General features: G+C 38.6%; 22 protein-coding genes. 9 read left to right on the forward strand and 13 right to left on the reverse strand.

What is annotated here, in order from left to right:
- Nucleotides 1-13: 13 nt before the first annotated feature.
- From OQ268_RS13030 to OQ268_RS13045, 4 genes are all read left to right on the forward strand, one after another.
- Nucleotides 14-487, forward strand: coding sequence for a TspO/MBR family protein (locus OQ268_RS13030; protein ID WP_265856592.1), 474 nt, complete (start codon nt 14-16; stop codon nt 485-487).
- A gap of 34 nt (nt 488-521) precedes the next feature.
- Complete coding sequence (locus tag OQ268_RS13035) at nt 522-2,834, forward strand: patatin-like phospholipase family protein (RefSeq protein ID WP_265856593.1); 2,313 nt, start codon at nt 522-524, stop codon at nt 2,832-2,834.
- Entirely contained in the window at nt 2,831-3,361 is a 531-nt protein-coding gene (locus OQ268_RS13040; RefSeq protein WP_265856594.1) for a hypothetical protein, read from the forward strand. Before OQ268_RS13035 ends, OQ268_RS13040 begins: the two co-directional genes overlap by 4 nt.
- 151 nt (nt 3,362-3,512) lie before the next feature.
- Nucleotides 3,513-4,427, forward strand: coding sequence for a Ppx/GppA phosphatase family protein (locus tag OQ268_RS13045; RefSeq protein ID WP_265856595.1), 915 nt, complete (start codon nt 3,513-3,515; stop codon nt 4,425-4,427).
- 5 nt (nt 4,428-4,432) lie between these two features.
- Here OQ268_RS13045 and OQ268_RS13050 read toward each other — a convergent pair whose 3' ends face one another.
- The 13 genes from OQ268_RS13050 to OQ268_RS13110 all read right to left on the reverse strand — a co-directional run bounded on the left by OQ268_RS13050 (nt 4,433) and on the right by OQ268_RS13110 (nt 14,971).
- Complete coding sequence (locus OQ268_RS13050; RefSeq protein ID WP_265856596.1) at nt 4,433-5,098, reverse strand: carboxypeptidase-like regulatory domain-containing protein; 666 nt, start codon at nt 5,096-5,098, stop codon at nt 4,433-4,435.
- A 137-nt stretch (nt 5,099-5,235) separates the two neighbouring features.
- A complete protein-coding gene (locus tag OQ268_RS13055) occupies nt 5,236-5,799 on the reverse strand; it encodes a Maf family protein (protein ID WP_265856597.1) in 564 nt (187 codons plus the stop codon).
- Between the two features lie 71 nt (nt 5,800-5,870).
- The gene (locus OQ268_RS13060) at nt 5,871-6,272 is read right to left on the reverse strand and encodes a hypothetical protein (protein ID WP_265856598.1); all 402 of its coding nucleotides are present in this window, start codon (nt 6,270-6,272) and stop codon (nt 5,871-5,873) included.
- A 105-nt stretch (nt 6,273-6,377) separates the two neighbouring features.
- The gene (locus tag OQ268_RS13065) at nt 6,378-6,905 is read right to left on the reverse strand and encodes a KdsC family phosphatase (RefSeq protein ID WP_265856599.1); all 528 of its coding nucleotides are present in this window, start codon (nt 6,903-6,905) and stop codon (nt 6,378-6,380) included.
- Nucleotides 6,906-6,955: 50 nt separating this feature from the next.
- Nucleotides 6,956-7,201: a Fe-S cluster assembly protein IscX gene (gene iscX, locus OQ268_RS13070; protein ID WP_265856600.1), complete on the reverse strand. Its 246-nt coding sequence runs from the start codon at nt 7,199-7,201 to the stop codon at nt 6,956-6,958.
- A gap of 80 nt (nt 7,202-7,281) precedes the next feature.
- Nucleotides 7,282-7,614 (reverse strand): 2Fe-2S iron-sulfur cluster-binding protein, encoded by a 333-nt coding sequence (locus OQ268_RS13075; RefSeq protein ID WP_265856601.1) that lies wholly within the window; start codon nt 7,612-7,614, stop codon nt 7,282-7,284.
- 40 nt (nt 7,615-7,654) lie between these two features.
- Complete coding sequence (locus OQ268_RS13080; protein ID WP_265856602.1) at nt 7,655-8,419, reverse strand: Rossmann-like and DUF2520 domain-containing protein; 765 nt, start codon at nt 8,417-8,419, stop codon at nt 7,655-7,657.
- A 2-nt stretch (nt 8,420-8,421) separates the two neighbouring features.
- Nucleotides 8,422-10,887 carry a heme lyase CcmF/NrfE family subunit gene (locus tag OQ268_RS13085; RefSeq protein ID WP_265856603.1) on the reverse strand — a complete coding sequence of 822 codons (2,466 nt, stop codon included), beginning with the start codon at nt 10,885-10,887 and terminating at the stop codon, nt 8,422-8,424.
- A 4-nt stretch (nt 10,888-10,891) separates the two neighbouring features.
- The gene (locus tag OQ268_RS13090; RefSeq protein ID WP_265856604.1) at nt 10,892-11,326 is read right to left on the reverse strand and encodes a cytochrome c maturation protein CcmE domain-containing protein; all 435 of its coding nucleotides are present in this window, start codon (nt 11,324-11,326) and stop codon (nt 10,892-10,894) included.
- A gap of 421 nt (nt 11,327-11,747) precedes the next feature.
- Entirely contained in the window at nt 11,748-13,169 is a 1,422-nt protein-coding gene (locus OQ268_RS13095; RefSeq protein WP_265856605.1) for a Glu/Leu/Phe/Val family dehydrogenase, read from the reverse strand.
- A 145-nt stretch (nt 13,170-13,314) separates the two neighbouring features.
- Nucleotides 13,315-13,521, reverse strand: coding sequence for a CcmD family protein (locus OQ268_RS13100; protein WP_265856606.1), 207 nt, complete (start codon nt 13,519-13,521; stop codon nt 13,315-13,317).
- A gap of 66 nt (nt 13,522-13,587) precedes the next feature.
- Nucleotides 13,588-14,250 carry a cytochrome c biogenesis protein CcsA gene (gene ccsA, locus OQ268_RS13105; RefSeq protein ID WP_265856607.1) on the reverse strand — a complete coding sequence of 221 codons (663 nt, stop codon included), beginning with the start codon at nt 14,248-14,250 and terminating at the stop codon, nt 13,588-13,590.
- 55 nt (nt 14,251-14,305) lie between these two features.
- The gene (locus tag OQ268_RS13110; protein ID WP_265856609.1) at nt 14,306-14,971 is read right to left on the reverse strand and encodes a heme exporter protein CcmB; all 666 of its coding nucleotides are present in this window, start codon (nt 14,969-14,971) and stop codon (nt 14,306-14,308) included.
- Nucleotides 14,972-15,167: 196 nt separating this feature from the next.
- Between OQ268_RS13110 and OQ268_RS13115 the strand changes: the two genes are divergently transcribed.
- The 5 genes from OQ268_RS13115 to OQ268_RS13135 all read left to right on the forward strand — a co-directional run bounded on the left by OQ268_RS13115 (nt 15,168) and on the right by OQ268_RS13135 (nt 18,200).
- Nucleotides 15,168-15,647, forward strand: coding sequence for a methylated-DNA--[protein]-cysteine S-methyltransferase (locus OQ268_RS13115; RefSeq protein WP_265856611.1), 480 nt, complete (start codon nt 15,168-15,170; stop codon nt 15,645-15,647).
- 98 nt (nt 15,648-15,745) lie between these two features.
- A complete protein-coding gene (locus OQ268_RS13120; RefSeq protein ID WP_265856613.1) occupies nt 15,746-16,045 on the forward strand; it encodes a cupin domain-containing protein in 300 nt (99 codons plus the stop codon).
- Between the two features lie 78 nt (nt 16,046-16,123).
- Nucleotides 16,124-16,477 (forward strand): S-adenosylmethionine decarboxylase family protein, encoded by a 354-nt coding sequence (locus tag OQ268_RS13125; protein ID WP_265856615.1) that lies wholly within the window; start codon nt 16,124-16,126, stop codon nt 16,475-16,477.
- Entirely contained in the window at nt 16,477-17,793 is a 1,317-nt protein-coding gene (locus OQ268_RS13130) for a DUF4178 domain-containing protein (RefSeq protein WP_265856617.1), read from the forward strand. The genes OQ268_RS13125 and OQ268_RS13130 overlap by 1 nt, the downstream gene beginning before the upstream one ends.
- Nucleotides 17,794-17,975: 182 nt before the next feature.
- Complete coding sequence (locus tag OQ268_RS13135; protein ID WP_265856619.1) at nt 17,976-18,200, forward strand: DUF350 domain-containing protein; 225 nt, start codon at nt 17,976-17,978, stop codon at nt 18,198-18,200.
- Nucleotide 18,201: the final 1 nt, after the last annotated feature.

Consider the following 18,201-nt stretch of genomic DNA (forward strand, 5'->3'; position numbering starts at 1 on the left):
TTATAATAACGCTATGAAATTTAGGCCACTGGCATTAATTGTAAATATTTTACTCACTTTAAGCATTGGTGCTGCAGGGGGGTGGGCTACTTCTACCTCAGTAAAAACATGGTATAAAGATTTAAATAAGCCGGGCTTCAATCCGCCAGATTGGTTGTTTGGCCCGGTGTGGACAACACTCTACATTTTAATAGGTATAGCGGCCTACCTGGTTTGGACAAAACGAGACACCATTACCCATTTCCCCAGAACGGTAGCTATATACCTTATTCAATTAATTCTGAATTTGGCTTGGTCTTTCATTTTTTTCTATCTGCATGAAATTGATTTTGCGCTGGCAGAAATGCTGATTATGCTGGCAGTGATTATTGTAAACGCGGCAATGTTTTATAAGGTAGATAAAGTAGCAGGATTATTGTTCATTCCATATATTTTATGGGTGAGTTTTGCATCCATTTTAACATATAACATACTCACTTTGAATTAATTTTAAAATAAAAGCTTATTTTAGAAGAGTGGTAATGCTTCAAAAATATTTGCTGATACTTTTCGTCTTTTGCTGCGTACAAGTTAGTGCGCAAAAGGTTGGATTGGTTTTTAGTGGGGGAGGCGCCAAAGGCTTAGCCCATATTGGTACATTAAAAGCGCTTGAAGAGAATCATATCCCTATCGATTACATTACCGGAACTTCTATGGGAGGGATTGTTGGCGCCATGTATGCCGCAGGCTACGCTCCCACCGAGATCGAAAAAATAGCAACCAGCAGCGATTTTCAAAATTGGGTAAATGGCCGCTACACCAGCGATTATACCTACTATTTTCAGAAAAATGCGCCAAATGCATCAATGTTGGCTGCAAAAGTTGCAGTAGATACTGGTTTTCATTTTAGTTTCAGGTCTAACCTCATCAACGATATTCCTTTAAACTTCGCATTCCTCGAGCTTTTTTCGCAGGCCTCGGCCGTATCAAAAGACAACTTCAATAACCTTTTTGTACCCTACCGCTGTATGGTGGCAGATGTTTTATCGCAAAAAAGCATTACGGTAAGCAAAGGCAGCCTGGCAGAAGCCGTTCGGGCAACAATGACAGTACCCATCATCTACCGACCTATAAAACTCGATGGCCAATACGTATTCGATGGCGGTCTATACAACAACTTCCCGGCAGATGTAATGGAAAGGGAGTTCCGTCCAGACTATATGATTGGCGCAAATGTTTCGTCTAAAATTTATAACGAGTACCCTAAGAGTACCGACGACCGCCTCATGAATCGCTTTTTGGTGTACATGTTTCTTTCCAAATCAGACTCTACCATGTTGGGGAAGAACGGGGTTTACATTCAACCAGATGTGAAAGATTATAGCGTTACCAATTTTGCCCCTGTCGAAGATTTGATAAAAAAAGGCTATGAGGCAACCATGGCAGATATGCCAAGAATTAAAGAACTAATCAAGCGAAGGGTAAGTACCGAAGAGCTAGCCAAGAAAAGAGCGGCATTTAACGCCAAAAAACCAGATTTAAATTTCAGCACCGTCACCGTTTCGGGCGTTAACGAGCAACAGAAAAAATATGTAGAGCGCCTCTTTAAAAGCGATAAACCTTCATTTAACCTGGAAGATATTAAAAGAGGGTATTACAAACTCGTAGCCGATCAAACCTTCGAAACTGTATATCCCAAAATTTCTTACCAGCCGCTTACAGACAGTTACACATTCGAAGTGGTGGCGCAACCTAAAAAAAGCATTAAGCTCGAGCTTGGTGGCAATATTTCTACCAGGCCTGTCAGTAATGTTTTCCTCGGTGCAGAATACAATTACCTCAACAGAAAAGCATATACATTTGGTACAAGCTTCTATTCCGGTCGGTTCTACGAATCGGTGCAAATAAATGGCCGCATAGATTATCCTACAAAACTTCCACTGTTTTTAGCAGGAGAACTCACCTATAATCATTGGAATTTCTACAACACCAGCCAAATCTTTATTGAAAACCCACGCCCAATTTACATCGAACAATCTGATCGGAAAATAGATTTAATGATGGGTGTTCCATTAAACTATAACACTAAAATTGTTATGCATGCCACCTTTATCAATAATAACGATCGGTATAGCCCAAATAACACCTTTGCCGTTGGCGATCTGCTTGACCAAACCATATTCAATGGCTTTCGAGGATCATTAAATCTCGAAAAGAACTCATTAAATCGCAAGCAATATGCTAGCAAAGGGCAGAGTTTTTCATTAAGTTTCAATTATACCACTGGCAGAGAGAATTATAACCCGGGCAATATTTTTCGAAATAACCCTGGTTTCACAAGGGTTCCTGCTGCCAGTCGGTTGCAGCATTGGGGTAGTATTAAATTAACCCAGGAGAATTATTTTCTGCACCTCCGCAAATATACCCTAGGCTACATCGTCGAAGGTGTTTTCTCTAATCAGCCCCTATTTTATAACTATTATTCAACCCTCTTAGTTGCGCCGGCATTTTATCCGCTTCAAGATAGCCGTTCGCTATTTTTAGATAAATTCAGGGCAACAACTTATGCTGCGGGAGGCATCAAAAATATCTATAACGTGAAAAAAAATCTCGACTTCAGGCTAGAAGGCTATTTATTCCTTCCCCATAAAGAATTCGAACTAAATAATTTCCAAGATGTTAGCTATGCGAAAGCAATCTCAAAAATCCGCTACGCAGCAACCGCGGGCTTGGTTTACCATAGCCCACTCGGCCCCGTTAGCTTAAGTTATAATTTATATAACGATGCAGTAAAAAGAAATGGTGTATTATTGCACATCGGTTATTTAATTTACAATAAACGTTCAATCGAATGAAACGAATCTTCCTATTACTTACATGTTGTTTAATTAGTTTAATAGGTTATGCTCAAAATGCAGCCATAAACAATTTTCTAGTCAAAGAAAACCTCTTAAAAAATAATAAACTTGCCATAATTGCCGCAGATTCGCTAAATGTTCCAAACGAAAACATTAATGGCAGCTACACTTTTAGCGTTAGTGGCTTTACCCAAGTACTTAAGTTTAACGATGGAATAGCGGTATTGCCCCTACCCATTGCCAAATCAACATTCGTCTACATCAAACACCAAAACGATTTCGGCACGCATAGCAAACTAGTTTACGTGTATAAAAAAGAAAGCGATTTAAACCCATACACCATCAACAGTTTGTGGTTATTTATCATTCCAATTGTTTTAGTCATACTGGCCTTCGCATTCAGGAAACTAATCATTTTCATTGTTATAGCTTTCTTAATTTTTGTTTACTTCAATCACAGTGCCGGCCTAAATATCTCCACTTTTTTCGAGAGCATTTTCGATGCCTTGAGAAATCTCGTCTGATTTTTTTGGAAAGCAATCAACTACAAAACTTAATGTACCTCTGGCTTTCCGCTGTATGCCCGATGAAAAATCGGGCGATGCCGCTGCAATCCAGTTTAAATACACCTGTCTCTACAACTATGTAGGGTAAAATTGCAAAAAGCCTAAAAATATGCGCATTGCCATTATCGACCTCGGCACCAATACTTTTCACCTGTTAATAGCCGAAATTGCAAATAAAAACTTCGAAGTACTATATAAAACTAATGTCCCGGTAAAGTTAGGAGAAGGAAGGTTAAACGATAATATTATCATTCCTGAAGCAATGCAACGCGGAATAGAATGTCTTAAAACTTTTAACCAAACCATTTTATCTTATAAGGTAGATCAGGTAAAGGCGACAGCTACCTCGGCTGTACGAAGCGCCAAAAACGGTAACGTCTTTGTATCGGCAGCGAAGGCTGAAGCAAATATTGAAATTAAAGTAATAAGTGGCGATGATGAAGCAAGCCTCATTTACGAAGGTGTAAAGCTAAGCGGAAGCATTTCAGAAACATCATTGATCATGGATATCGGAGGTGGAAGTGTAGAATTCATTCTATGTGACAGTGCAAATTTAATTTGGAAAAAGAGCTATAACATTGGCGCAGCTCGGCTGATGCAACGATTTTTTCATTCTGATCCGATATCAGATTACGATAAGCAAGCCATTCTCGCCCATTTACAAGGCGAATTGCAAGATCTATTTGAGGTATGCGAAGTCCAGCAACCTACGGCACTTATCGGTTCGGCGGGTGCATTCGAAACCTTTGCCCAACTTGTTACATCAACTAAAAACCAAACTATAAATATTGGTGAAGTGAAATCATACGTTTTTAATTTCGATGATTACATCGACATGTCCATCAAAATCATCAATGCTACGCATCAACAACGGGTAGAAATGCCAGGCATCATTCCGCTTCGGGTAGATCTTATCGTAATCGCGGCCCTCATCACAAACTATATCCTGGGCAGATTGAAAATAAATCGCCTTAAATTATCAACATACGATTTAAAAATGGGGGTTTTGGCAATTTCCTTCTAAACACCCTACCTTGGCGTGAAGGCAATCTTACCCATAATCATTGGTTCATCTTTCAACCGCAATTCTGCCTGTTTTTCATGCTTAAGATCGATAATCGTGCTAGCCGAATAGCGTAGGCTTTTTACCTTTAAAATTTTTCCTTGCAGATCAGCTGCCTTTTTTAAATAGATGGTATAGCAACCATTTCCATCTGTAGTAGCAGCGTATTTGGTGTTTTCAACAATCACTAAAATCCCAGGAACTGTTGTTCCATTACTATCCAGCACCATTCCTGTCAGTTTCGTTACGCTTTTAGGGTTATTATCAACAATGTTTCTATTAATCGTATCTACAAAAACTGTTTCTGGTTTAAGTTTGGCAGCCTGCGCATCCTGGGTAAAAAGGCTAGCCCCTATGGCTAAAACGCCAAGGTATTTCATCCAATTCTTATTAGCGGGTTTAACAATGAGGTAATAGTTAAGTTGGTTTAGTTGCATTTCCGTCAGCCGTCCACACACTGAAGAACCCGAACTGGCTAGAACTGAAATAATTTCGGCATTTGTATATCCAGTAAAGTCAATTACATTCTTGCTGCATGCCGTACAAAAATTAAAATTATCTTTGGTTTCCATCTCATCCCAATTTTGCATGCAGGGTTCTTCGATGCGTACGTTGATAGGCGAATCTTTCATCAGTGTGTATTTTCTAACATGATGAAACTTCCTTACAAATTCCATAAAAGCTGCAATCGTAGCCCCTGCTTTGCCCGTTTGGATTATGATAACCTGTACCGCATTGGTAGTTTAAGCAACTTTATAGAAATGCTATCCTAAGCAAAACTTAGCAATTCCTGATATAATTTTTCAGTTGGCAGGCCCATCACATTGGTATAAGACCCTTCAATTCTTTGTACCACCGCAAGACCCCACCAATCCTGTACGCCATAACTACCTGCCTTGTCAAATGGTTTGTAATTATCGATATAGAAATCAATCTCGGTTGCCGAAACCGTTTTGCAGTATACAATCGTCTTATCGTAGAACGATTTTATTTGATTACCGCTAACGATTGTTACACCCGTATAAACCTCATGTTTGTTACCCGAAAGTTTACCTAGCATGCGTTGTGCATCCGCTCGATCGATGGGTTTTCCTAAAATCTCACCATTCAAGGCTACGATAGTATCAGCGGTAATTACAATCTCATTATCTGATGTGAAAGCCTTTGCTTTCTTTTCGGAAATAAATACGGCAATTTCTGCCGGACTTAAACCCTCCGGATAACTTTCGTCTACGTCTTTAAGTTCTACTTTAAAATTTAAGCCCATAAGGGATAATAATTCTTGCCTACGGGGCGACTTTGAAGCAAGTACAATTGATAAGTGTTTTAGCATAAGGTTTTGTAAACTGCTAAAATAACAAAAGCGGCTTAAAAGCCGCTTTTGTATGTTAAAATATGGTTTAACTAGTTGTTTCCACCACCTTGGCGCTCTTGCATACGTTTTTGCATTTCTGCACGCTGCTCATCTTGCCAGGTTTTATACATTTTTTTCTGATCTTCTGTTAATAGCGCACTAATTTTAGTCTCACCATCTGTACGAAATTTTTGCATTTTTTCTCTCATTGCATCCCTGTCGCCACCTTGGTTCTCTTCACGCATCTTTTTCATGGCATCAGCCTGTTCAGTAAAAACTGCTGTTAGTTTGGTCTTTTGGTCGTCGCTAAGCTTTAATTTTTCATCCATTTGCTTAACCCTATCCTCAGGTTTCATCATCATGCCACCTCTACCTGGTCCGCCACCTTGCTGCGCATTTGCAAAAGTTACCACCGAGAATAACAGTGCACAAATCATCATTAATTTTTTCATGTCTTTTTGTTTTGAAATTTAGACTTATTGGAGTGCGGCACAAGGGCAAAGTTTAATCCAAAAATGTAACTTCGCTGTTGCAAAAAGAAAATATTTTTGTTGTGTTTATTTTCCAGAATCGGAAGCATTAGGTTGGGCATCCATCCACTTATGTTGAATTTTCATCACCTTCTCCATAATGTCTCTAACAGCACCTTTGCCACCGCCATAAGGAGATACGAACTGAGAAATTGCTTTGATTTCCTCTACTGCATCAGCCGGGCAGGTTGGTAAACCGACAAGCTTCATCACATTTAAATCCGGAATATCATCGCCCATATAAAGCACCCCCTCAGCAGAGATTTGCTTATCCAGCAAATACTGATTGAATATTTCAACCTTATCACCAGCACCTAAAAAAACATCTTGAACGCCAAGATTTTCAAAGCGTTTACCCATGGCTACACCATCTCCTCCAGAAATGATGCAAACATTATAATGATGTTTAACGGCCAATTGCAATGCGTAGCCATCTTTGATATTGAAAGTCCGCAATGATTGCCCGCTATCTGTTACCTGAACAGTTCCATCTGTAAGAACCCCATCTACATCAAAAATAAAAGTGGTAATGCCTTTAAGCTTTTGAAAAAACATATGTAGCAGGTTAAACAGGTAATATTTATTGGTTATGGCTAATTGTTCTATTAGTCTTGGTTGTCTCTCCACTCATAAACCCATGCCGACTGAATTTGCTCTAAGTGACCTTCGTTACTCTCTTCCCTGGTTCCTTTAAAATTAGGTAACGTAAGTACCCACTCTAGTAAATCAGTAAATCTTATGCGGTAAATTTTATTCTCGCCAAATTCATCTCCAAATTTCTCGTAAAGAGAAATGGCAATGTCTTCATAGTCATTCCAATAAAAAGGCAAATCAAATTTATCGTTATTCATGTTATCGGTTTTTTTTAAATTTCTTGTAATTGTAACGTTTAGTTTAAGCGGAGTGCAGATAATCTCAGAAAATGAATGGCTTAGTGCCCCATAAATCCAGACTGATCTGGTATTGTTACTTCTATATCGCCGTTTATTACAACGCACTGGCAGCCCAAACGAGAAGTAATTCGCGGACGAACAGCCCTATCTATAAAATCTTCTTCTTTATCAGAAATCTCGGCTATATTATCCATCCCTTGGGTTACGTAAACATGGCATGTACTACAGCCACATACGCCACCGCAATTGTGTTGCAAATCAATTCCATTGTCTAAACAAACGTCTAAAACAGATTCTCCCGCAGCAATAGGAAGTTCTACCGATTGGTGATCTGCCTCTTCGAAATTTATTTTTAATTTAAAAATGCTCATAATTATTTTGCAAAAGTAATAAGCAAAAGCGGTAAATACGCTACTTCAGCGTTAATTTTATGCTTTCGGTTAAAGTTTGGTAAATGTGTTGTAACTCAGGCAAATCATTTAACATGCCTAAATGCCTTTTTATGGTACGCTCATCTTCCCTGGCAGCCGGACCCGTTTGTACATCTTGTGGAGAACTATTCATTACTTTGTTAGCTGTTTCAGCAATTAAAGGCCTAATGATTTCAAAATCTAAACTATTTTTAATTAATAGTTGGTTCGCCAACGCGTATAAATGATTGGTGAAATTGCAGGCAAATACTGCAGATAGATGCAATATTCGCCTCTTCTCGCCATCTAGCGAATATACAAGGGAAGATAATTCTCTAGCAAATTCCTGTAATTTAACCAATTGCACCTCATCGGTAGCTTCTATACATATTGGTATCTCTGCAAAAGAAACGGGTTTTGCCTTCGAAAAAGTTTGCAATGGGTAGAAAACACCAGCCAGTTTAACATGCTGCGCAAGTATGCTGATGTCTGTGGTGCCAGATGTATGTACAACCAAGCCTTTAACGGCTCCAAGCTTTGAAGCAACATCGGAAATGGCATCATCTTTTACCGCTATAATATATAGGTCGGCATCAGGTGTTATGTTGCCAAGGTTATCTACCGCTTCGCAATTAATAACACTTGCTAAAGCTTTTGCATGAGCAAGCTGAAAACTGTAAACCTGGATAATTTCTTGTCCTTTATCTTTTAAAGCATAGGCAAGCTGTGTAGCAACATTCCCAGATCCGAGCAGTACAATCTTCATCTCTACGCTATTTTAGCCTCTTTCCGTCGTCTGAAGATTGAGAATAAGAAACCAATAACCATTACCACTGTGCCCGCCCAATATAAATTGATGAAAGGAAACTCAATTGCTTTAAATACTACCCAGTCTTTAGCTTGTTGCGGCTTCTCAAAAATCTGGAGTTCGACCTTTTTTTCATCAGGTAAAACCTTGGTAAAACGAAACTTTAAATCCAAGCCTTCAACCTTACGTGCAAAGTCGAAAGTATTGTTCCCTTTGATTAAAAACATTGGTTCTGCATTGTAAATTTTTCCGGCAGAGTTAATCTCCAATGGCAAACCGACAGCGTAATCTCCTTGAGCCAACACTAAATCCTTTGCAACAGGCTTACTGTTAAGTGCCTTAACCGTTACAATGCCACTAGATGTATGGATGGTATCACCAACCGCAACTTTAATAATCCGAGGAGCTTTGTAGTTTTCATCATCAGAGTGCCCTTCATGATCATCATGAGAAGCTTGCTTAATGGCCGCACTCGTAATGTGCGTATAAACGTCATAGGTAAGATAGTGTTTTGTATCTGGAGATGCAATTAAACCCATCTTCTCATTATCCTGCACATGCGGGTGTAAGTTAAAATCTTCCTTAACCTTGCCCTCTTTATCTAAAACCTTAAAGTTAAGCGTATAAATCGTATTGGGCGCTTCGGTTGTATCGCTAACATAAGTTACCGTGTACTTGCCCATTTGTTTTGGCTCATTCTTATACAGCATAATGTTCTCTCTTGGTTTCTCGGTTTTTTCGAAATCTTTAACAGGGATAAAATTATTGCGATTGATAGAAAGTGGCTTATTGGTAGCTGCCGAGATTAAAGCACCCAATATTAGAAATGCAAAACCGATGTGGGCAATAGCAGAACCTGCCAGTTTAACTTTACCACCGAAAGCTTGATACAGGATTGCCGCATTAGATAATACCGCAAACAAGCAGCTGAAAGTGATTAAGATATACATCGTATTAGTATATATATCTGCCACCCAAACCAACCCGGCAGTTAATACCAGTGAAAATAGAATAACAGAAACCAAGCTGCTGTAGAATTTGCGAGGATCGGTGCGTTTGTATTTAAGGTATTGCGAGAAACCAGAAATTAACGTAATTAAAACCGCAAACGGCGCTTGCCACTGGTTGTAGTATTTAATCGCATCAATTGGAGGCGTAAAATTAGTGCCAAATGCTTTGTTAAAAACCGGCACGGACGTAGAGAAGATAACTTGTATGCAGGCAATGGTAACCACCAGTGCACCAATAAACATCCAAAATTCACGAGAATAGGTTTCTTCATCTTTTGTGGTGATGGGCAATTCTTTCCAACGCAACACTATCAACACAATTGCGAGTACGGCAAATACTACATTGTACAAAACCAAATGGCCAAACATGCCCATATCAGTAAACGAGTGCACGGAAGTATCACCCAGAATGCCGCTCCTTGTTAAAAACGAAGCATATAGAACCAATAAAAAACTTAGGAATACAAGAGCAATGGCAGTAAAATACGCATGACCGGTATTTTTATAAGCTATCATTACATGTACGGCACCGATTAATGTTAACCAAGGGATAAGCGATGCATTTTCTACCGGGTCCCAGGCCCAAAAACCACCGAAATTTAATGCTTCATACGCCCAGAAAGAACCCATGATGATACCTGTACCTAAAACCATCACCGCAAAAAGTGTCCATGGCATGGCGGGTTTGATCCATTCTTTATAACGCTTTTGCCACAAGGCAGCAATGCCGTAGGCAAAAGGAACGACCATACTTGCAAAACCTAAAAATAAGGTTGGCGGGTGAATAACCATCCAGTAGTTTTGTAAAAGAGGATTTAAGCCTTTACCATCGGTAATAAACTTAAGATAGTTTTTGTAATTTTCTGGATTTGCAAACACGACTGGCGCCTGCGATTTTAAATCAACCGCATCTCGAAGCAAGATAAATGGAGAGCTACCAATACGTTCGCCAAAGATTTCTACCCCCAAAAGCATAGAGGTTAAAAAAACCTGCGAAAACGCAACAACTGTGAGCACTGGGCGCTCCCATGTTTTGGCTTTCCAGATTAGAAGTGTTCCTAAAAAAGATTGCCAAAATGCCCAAAGCCAAAAACTGCCTTCCTGGCCTTCCCAAAAAGCAGAAATAATGTAATAAACGGGAAGCTGTTTAGATGAGTGTGAGTAAACATAATTGTACTCATTATAATGGCCTAGCACCAAATAAAAAAGGGTTACACCAATTCCTATTATTGATGCGAAGTTTATTAAAAATCCAATTCGACCGAGATTCTGCCAAGATTTATCTGCTAAATTTTTCTCGCGACTGGCATAAAAATACGCAATGGTTGAAAGCAATGATGCACTAAACGCCAGTACAATAAAAAACTGCCCGATTTTACCCGGCAAAAGGCTTTCTCCTATAAATTGAATATCCATTAAATTAGTTGTATTTTTTCTCGCCGTACTTCCCTACCGTATCTACTTTTCCATCCTGATTAACTTCAACCAGATTATCGTTATATTTAGATGGACACTTCATTAATATTTTTGATGCATAGAATTTATCACCATCCATCTTCCCAATTAAAACTAATTTCTCAGATTTTTCGAAATCCTGAGGCTTTGTTCCACTGTAAACAACTTCTTTAACTTCTCCTTTCTCATCTTTCATATGAAAAGCAAAATGGTTGGCATCTTTTTGTGCATCGTAATACATGCCTTTAGATTTCTCCCAATAACCCATTACATGCTCTTCTTTATTGGAGCTTGCTGCCTCTTTAAAATTAGAATAAGTATCGGTGTTGGCATTTAAGCTAAATAAGATCCCTACCGAAATGGCTATGGTTATTAAACCAATTATGGCACTTTTTTTCATGTTGTGTATCGTTGTAAAAGCTGGCAACAAAGATAGAAAAATAGGCTAAGCAAGCATTCATTAACAATTATCTTGTCTTTATATTGACAATTAAGTGATTAATAATTTAGGAATGGGATATTCTTGGTGAAATGATATGGAGCAGTACGAGTTAAGGTATAAAACCGAAACTATCTGAATTATGAGCTGAGATCTGGGATGATGTACCAACCTTTGTGCCTAAACCCGATAGCGTGAAAATACTTTTGGAGCAGCATACCCCGAACAAGGCAGCAGCGTTCGCAAAAGATTGAAACAATAGCGGGACCGGCCCTACCCTACAACCGCAAGAACCGTACATTTCCAAAACAAAAAAATCCTTGCAAATGATATATCTGCAAGGATTTGAAATTTTATAATAAGTTGCCTTTTGTAACGCAGACTATGGCCAAACGCCCAATGTCATATAAGAAACGGCAATTTTATCGATTGAGTTTACAAAAGCTGCAGTTCTTAAGGTTTGCGTACCAGGCTTTTGCATTCTGGTTTCACGAATCTCGTGGTATGAATGAATCATGGTATCTTCTAAACCCGAGTTTACGAGTTCAATTTCTGAGGCGCCTTTAACAATCATTAGGCGGTGCTCTGGAAGAATGGTTTTCCCAGTTAAATTTTCTAACGTATTGATTAAGTTAGCATTAGAGTTAGCCGCATAACGATTTTCCATACGACCGAAAGCCACGTGTGAAAGGTTTTTTAACCATTCGAAATAGGAAACGGTTACACCACCTGCATTGCAATACATGTCTGGGATAATGATGCCGCCCATCTCGGTGAAAATGGCTTCTGCTTCTGGTGTAGTTGGTCCGTTAGCACCTTCGGCAATAATTTTTGCTTTAATGTTGCGGATATTAAGTTCTGTGAATTGATTTTCTAAAGCCGCTGGAACCAGGATATCGCATTCTTGCTCTAATCCTTCCATTGAATTTTTAAAATCTTTTGCGCCAGGAAAACCTAAAATAGAACCAGTATTTTTGCGATGTGCAAATACTTCATCTACATTTAAACCATTTGCATTGTAGATAGCACCTTCATATTCGCACAAACCAACGATGGTTGCGCCAAACTCGGCCAAGAATTTTGCAGAATGGTAACCCACGTTACCTAAGCCCTGAACAATCACTCTTTTTCCATCTAAACCAGCTGTTAAGCCAATTTTGTGCATATCTTCTGCAACTGAAACGCATTCGCGAACGGCGTACGCCACGCCACGACCGGTTGCTTCTTTACGCCCGCGGATACCATGTAGGGCAATTGGTTTACCCGTTACGCAACCTAAAGCATCTAACTGACCCGGATTCATAGTCATATAGGTATCTGCAATCCAGCTCATTTCCCGTTCGCCTGACCCATAATCTGGTGCAGGAACATCTATACCAGGACCGATAAAGTTTTTCTTAATTAATTCTGTAGTATAACGACGAGTAATCGTTTCTAATTCTGCTACGCTATATTGTTTGGTGTTGATTTTAATACCACCTTTTGCACCACCGAAAGGTACGTTAACAATGGCACATTTATAAGTCATTAATGCCGCAAGCGCCATTACCTCGTCTTCATTTACCATCTCGCTGTAACGAATACCGCCTTTTGTTGGGCTCATGTGATGGGAGTGCTCTACACGCCATGCATCAATTACTTCGAAACCGTTTCCACGACGAATTGGAAATTGGAAACGGTAAACACTATTACACGCTTTAATCTGGTTCAATAAACCTTCTGGATGATTGGTAAATTGAGCCGCACTGTCAAAGTTCTTGCATACATCAGCAAAAAACTTGTTCTCGTCTGCTAGATTAGCCATTTTTTATTTTTATGAATTAAGTATGCCGCAAAATTGCCTAAAAAAAACGCATATATCCAAATGGAAAAATACTTAGTGTAAAGCAAACACCAATGCATTTTGTTTTAAAAAACAGCTTTAAACAACTTAAACTAAGATTTTGGTACTACTTTTCTCTCTCGATTTTTTTTAATCTTTTATCGATAGTAAAAAGGTAGGCGAGCAAACCCAGCAGAATTATCACAATACAAGTTACAACAACATAAATTTTGCCATCGCTACGCAACTTATCGGCCATTTCTACACCATTATCTTGTGCAAATAACTGAACTGATGTAAGTATGAATATCAGGAAGAAGAGTATCTTTTTCATTTTATAGGTGTCTTTATATAAACAAGCTTTAATCGAATAGATGTGTGTTTTCAGCTTGTATAGTTTTTAGTTAGCTTGTTGTTTGTTTTCAATGGAACGGATTCTAAAGCGGATGGTGTAAATCCAATAGCCAATTAATATCCAACCTAAACAGGCCGGATAAAAAACCATCCGCATTCGGCTATCTAAATCGTAACTATTAAAACCAGGGTTACCACCGTTACCCGGGTGTAATGAATCTTTTAAGCGAGGTAAAACGAAAAGTAATACCACCATCATCGGGAAAGCAAAGATGTTGTAAATGGCCGAAATTTTCGCCCTTTTTTGTTCTTCATCTATCGCATTGCGAAGAATTAAATAGGCAAAATACAGCAGTACAGAAATTGCTGCAAAATTCTGTTTGGGGTCGAAACTCCAAAACTGACCCCAGGTATATTTGGCCCAAATGGCTCCGGTTACCAAACCTAAAAGGCCGAAGATGATACCTGCATTTACACTTTCTACCGCCTTTAAATCATCAATTTCACTTTTAGAACTTAAAGATTTAATGCTGTAAAAAACAGAAATTGAGAACAAAACAATCATGGCAAACCACATGGGTACGTGGAAATACAAATTACGGATAGACTCATTTAAAATCGGTAACCGCGGTACGCCAAGCAACAAACCAGCAATGGCGGTGTATATAACCAAAACAGAGCCTAAAATTTTCCACCAAGTTTTATTCATATATTTTTATTTAGATCAGGCAGTTTAACTGTAAAAGACATTTTGAGATATTATTTTAATCTCGCCAAAGGTAAGGAAATAACAATAATGAGGTAGCAACGGTTAATACATTCACCACTAAAATCATCGCAATTTCATCATAGCTATTCTCCCATGGTAGCCCATCGACCGCATTTTTTGCCAATTTTATCAACAATATTAATACGGGAATAATTATGGGAAAGCTTAAGATAGCCATCAACATTCCACCGTTCCCAGCTTTACTAGCAATGGCCGAAACCATTGTAAATACAGTCGAAAAGCTGATGCTTCCAAGCACCACTGCAACATAATACAGCAGCATATCTGGCGGGGTAAAAGTATCAAACACCATAGCATAAAAACCTAATGCGATAGTAGTTAAAACAACCATGAGCAGCGTATTATAAACCGTTTTGGCTATTAAAATTGCCGCTGGACTTGCCAAAATATAACTGTATAATTGCTGACCTTTAGTTTCTTGCAAAAAACTTTTAGACACACCATTTATGGAAGCGAAAAGCATAATAATCCAGAATAAAGCATTCCAGGTAAGTTTATCGCCTATGGTTACAAATGATAAATAGCAGGTAAATATGGTCGAAACTACATACAATAATACGCCGTTGATGGTATATTTGGAACGCCACTCTAACAGTACTTCCTTGTGGATTAAATATTTAACCTCTTTGGCCAATTGCATAACCGCAAAGATACTTTTATTGATAAATAATGAGCGACTAAATTGTTGGATTGTTGTAATTTTGTGTTGATCTTAAACTGCTGAATTTTAAAGAACAAACTCATTAAAAAATCAAGGAGGATTACATTATACTTATAGGCGGATATAAGATTGATAAGATTATTCCATCCAACGCTATTTCCGCTATCTAACAATTATGAGCTACGCATCTTTTATTTCATCGCCCATAGGGAAAATAACCATTCTTGCTGAAGATGATTTTGTCTATGCCATTACTTTTGCAGAAAAAGACGTTGATGGGTTGATGGAGAACGAACTCACCAGAAATGTAGCCATACAATTGGAGGCATACTTTAAAGGTAATTTAAGTGCATTTAATTTCCCGATGCAACAGAAAGGAACAGATTTTCAGCAAGAAGTTTGGAGAAAATTGCTCAACATTCCGTTCGGAGAAACAACTTCCTACGCAAAGTTTTCGGCACACAAACCGCTAGCAATTAGGGCGATTGCCGCAGCGAATGGGAAAAATGATCTTGCGATTGTAGTTCCTTGCCATCGGGTGATTGGAAGCAGTGGTAAATTGGTAGGATATGCAGGCGGGTTATGGCGCAAGCAGTGGCTGCTTCAGCATGAAAGAGAAATCGCAAATAAAGGACAAACAGAACTAAAATTTTAAACCTATAAACTAAAAGGGAACCTGTACCTGCTGATCAGATGGATTTTATAAAAGCAATCAGACTAATAAATACAGTAGGTAACAGATGCACGTTTGAGATGGGTAAAATACCCCTCAAAAAGCATATTGATGCCAGATACTTTTTTGCACACAGTGATATTTCTTTAGAAAAATCGCTTCACCCTGCTCCCCGCAGACAATATGTAATTACCCTTAGCGGAAAGTTGAGATTTACCGTTTCTAATGGTGAAACCTTTATTTTAGAACCTGGCATAGTGTTGATAGCGGCAGACACATTGGGCGAAGGGCATAGCTGGGAAATGTTAGAAGGCAGAAAGTGGGAACGAATCTATATCCCGATAGCCGATGGAGAAGCAGATGCATTCGAAGCAGGGTGATTTATATTTAATCCATTTTTCTTTCCAAAATGGTGATAATTTAAAAAAAATGATATTTTTGGAAACAACAAACGCTCGATGAAATACACTCCAGGATTACACATTTTATCAGAATTTTCTTCTAAAAAATCAGCAGAACTGACCTCTTCTGAGGCATGTCGAACGCTTTTTGATCAGCTAATCCGAGAAAATAATTTACAAAAAGTTGGAGAAGTTTACCACGATTTTCCCGATGGTGGCTTCACGGCAGTGGTTTGCTTAACAGAATCTCATCTATCCATTCACACATGGCCAGAATTCGATCTTGCAACCTTTGACATTTTCTTATCAAACTACCAGAAAGATAACACGGAAAAAGTTAAAGCCATTTATCAATCGGTTATACAGTTTTTCCATGGAAAAGAATTGCAAAAAACAGAGGTCATACGCTAATGGAGATACCAGCTACATCAGTTTTTAAACTTTCTGAAACGGTAACTTGTCCAGATTGCAAGCACGAAATCATATTATATGATTACCCAAAAAGTAAGTTTGCTTCCTGCAGCGTTTGCCATGTTTATTGGCAAATTGTAGCTACTGGCGTGTTAAAACAAAGAAAGCAGTTAGAAGAACCAAAAAAAGAACCCGCTTTAAAACTGGGTACTACCGTACAATTGCACGGAGACACGTTAAAAGTAATTGCCTACCTGGAAAAAAAAGAATCGAATACCGTTTATAGTTGGAGAGAATATTTGCTTAGCAGTTCCGATAAGGGTTACGTGACTTTATCAGAATTTAATGGGCACTGGAATTTTATAGCAGGTGAAAAATTTTTACCCGACTATAAGAAACCCATGAGCTATGGCGACAGCATTGATTACAAAGGGGTGTTGTACAAACTTTTTAATAAATATACCCCGGTTGTTACGGCCATGCTTGGTGAAGCAGATTGGGATGTGATAGGCGAACGAGTTAAAGCAAGTGAATACATTGCACCGCCCTTTATGGTTGTGCAAGAGACCAACCGGAATAATGTCGGAGAAAGAAATTATTACATCGGCGAATATCTAGAGCCAGAATATATTGCCAATGCTTTCGGAATAAACCGGGAACTGTTGCCTGAAAAAATAGATATCGGAGCAAACGAACCTTCCAAGGCATATCAGAACTGGACATCGGCGTTAGTGGCGAGCGGCGTCGCCCTCATTATCATTTTATTGATTCACATACTCCTTGGATATGCCAAACCTGAAAAAGAGCTCATCAATGATACGTTCCTGATTACTTACGATGGAAGTAGCGGAACAGATACCTTTAAACCTTTCGTTACACCTGCATTTACCATCGATGATGAATCTTCTAACTTAGCATTTGAAATTGCATCGGCAGTAGACAATAATTGGCTTGAAGCTACCATCATGTTGGTTAATGAAATAGATAATAAAACTTGGGAAGTTAGCAAAGGAATAGAGTACTACCATGGGTACGAAGATGGCGAAAAGTGGAGTGAGGGCTCTACAACCCAATCTATCCTTATATCGGAAATTCCAAAAGGTAAATATCACCTAAATGTGTACCCATCATCAGGAGATATATATAGAAATAGCCTATACATTAAGGCTACATGTAACGTTCCCTTGTGGCGCAATACGCTAATTTCGATACTTTTGATCTGTATATACCCTACTATCGCATGGTATCTAATGCGCAATTATGAGAAAAAAAGATGGAATAACAGCGACTATTCACCTTTTGTAACAGAAGATTAAATGAATATAAAATCAATCGCATACTACGCTGCCTTTTTACTGATTTTAATCGGGTACTACTGCTATAGCGGGTTTAGAGGAGCTGCCTACTATCAAGATAGGGTAGAAAAAAACACGGAGTATTCAGGTAATAAGGGCCGTTCCGGACATATAAATAGGTTTTACCATAAATAAATTATCACATGAGTTTAAACGAATTGATTAACATCAAATACATTATTGCTTCCATCGTTTTTTCGATTTTGGGTATAGTTGTATTATTTCTTGCATTTTGGGTTATCGAAAAAATTACGCCCGAAAATATCTGGAAAGAGATATTGGAAAAACAAAATGTAGCTCTTGCCATTGTATTTGCAGCTTTTATTATTGCCATCGCCATGATTATAAGCTCTGCTATACACAGTTAAA

It is taken from the genome of Pedobacter sandarakinus, from assembly GCF_026240095.1.
In the GTDB taxonomy this organism is placed as follows: domain Bacteria; phylum Bacteroidota; class Bacteroidia; order Sphingobacteriales; family Sphingobacteriaceae; genus Pedobacter; species Pedobacter sandarakinus.

What these genes read in the sequence shown, in the direction of transcription:
- OQ268_RS13085 (WP_265856603.1), bottom strand. Translation starts at nt 10,887, where the DNA reads ATGGATATTCAATTTATAGGAGAAAGCCTTTTGCCGGGTAAAATCGGG.
- iscX (WP_265856600.1), bottom strand. Translation starts at nt 7,201, where the DNA reads ATGAATAACGATAAATTTGATTTGCCTTTTTATTGGAATGACTATGAA.
- OQ268_RS13045 (WP_265856595.1), top strand. Translation starts at nt 3,513, where the DNA reads ATGCGCATTGCCATTATCGACCTCGGCACCAATACTTTTCACCTGTTA.
- OQ268_RS13065 (WP_265856599.1), bottom strand. Translation starts at nt 6,905, where the DNA reads ATGTTTTTTCAAAAGCTTAAAGGCATTACCACTTTTATTTTTGATGTA.
- OQ268_RS13080 (WP_265856602.1), bottom strand. Translation starts at nt 8,419, where the DNA reads ATGAAGATTGTACTGCTCGGATCTGGGAATGTTGCTACACAGCTTGCC.
- OQ268_RS13115 (WP_265856611.1), top strand. Translation starts at nt 15,168, where the DNA reads ATGAGCTACGCATCTTTTATTTCATCGCCCATAGGGAAAATAACCATT.
- OQ268_RS13040 (WP_265856594.1), top strand. Translation starts at nt 2,831, where the DNA reads ATGAAACGAATCTTCCTATTACTTACATGTTGTTTAATTAGTTTAATA.
- OQ268_RS13130 (WP_265856617.1), top strand. Translation starts at nt 16,477, where the DNA reads ATGGAGATACCAGCTACATCAGTTTTTAAACTTTCTGAAACGGTAACT.
- OQ268_RS13120 (WP_265856613.1), top strand. Translation starts at nt 15,746, where the DNA reads ATGGGTAAAATACCCCTCAAAAAGCATATTGATGCCAGATACTTTTTT.
- OQ268_RS13135 (WP_265856619.1), top strand. Translation starts at nt 17,976, where the DNA reads ATGAGTTTAAACGAATTGATTAACATCAAATACATTATTGCTTCCATC.
- OQ268_RS13110 (WP_265856609.1), bottom strand. Translation starts at nt 14,971, where the DNA reads ATGCAATTGGCCAAAGAGGTTAAATATTTAATCCACAAGGAAGTACTG.
- OQ268_RS13090 (WP_265856604.1), bottom strand. Translation starts at nt 11,326, where the DNA reads ATGAAAAAAAGTGCCATAATTGGTTTAATAACCATAGCCATTTCGGTA.
- OQ268_RS13075 (WP_265856601.1), bottom strand. Translation starts at nt 7,614, where the DNA reads ATGAGCATTTTTAAATTAAAAATAAATTTCGAAGAGGCAGATCACCAA.
- OQ268_RS13095 (WP_265856605.1), bottom strand. Translation starts at nt 13,169, where the DNA reads ATGGCTAATCTAGCAGACGAGAACAAGTTTTTTGCTGATGTATGCAAG.
- OQ268_RS13060 (WP_265856598.1), bottom strand. Translation starts at nt 6,272, where the DNA reads ATGAAAAAATTAATGATGATTTGTGCACTGTTATTCTCGGTGGTAACT.
- OQ268_RS13030 (WP_265856592.1), top strand. Translation starts at nt 14, where the DNA reads ATGAAATTTAGGCCACTGGCATTAATTGTAAATATTTTACTCACTTTA.
- ccsA (WP_265856607.1), bottom strand. Translation starts at nt 14,250, where the DNA reads ATGAATAAAACTTGGTGGAAAATTTTAGGCTCTGTTTTGGTTATATAC.
- OQ268_RS13055 (WP_265856597.1), bottom strand. Translation starts at nt 5,799, where the DNA reads ATGCTAAAACACTTATCAATTGTACTTGCTTCAAAGTCGCCCCGTAGG.
- OQ268_RS13035 (WP_265856593.1), top strand. Translation starts at nt 522, where the DNA reads ATGCTTCAAAAATATTTGCTGATACTTTTCGTCTTTTGCTGCGTACAA.
- OQ268_RS13125 (WP_265856615.1), top strand. Translation starts at nt 16,124, where the DNA reads ATGAAATACACTCCAGGATTACACATTTTATCAGAATTTTCTTCTAAA.
- OQ268_RS13100 (WP_265856606.1), bottom strand. Translation starts at nt 13,521, where the DNA reads ATGAAAAAGATACTCTTCTTCCTGATATTCATACTTACATCAGTTCAG.
- OQ268_RS13050 (WP_265856596.1), bottom strand. Translation starts at nt 5,098, where the DNA reads ATGAAAGATTCGCCTATCAACGTACGCATCGAAGAACCCTGCATGCAA.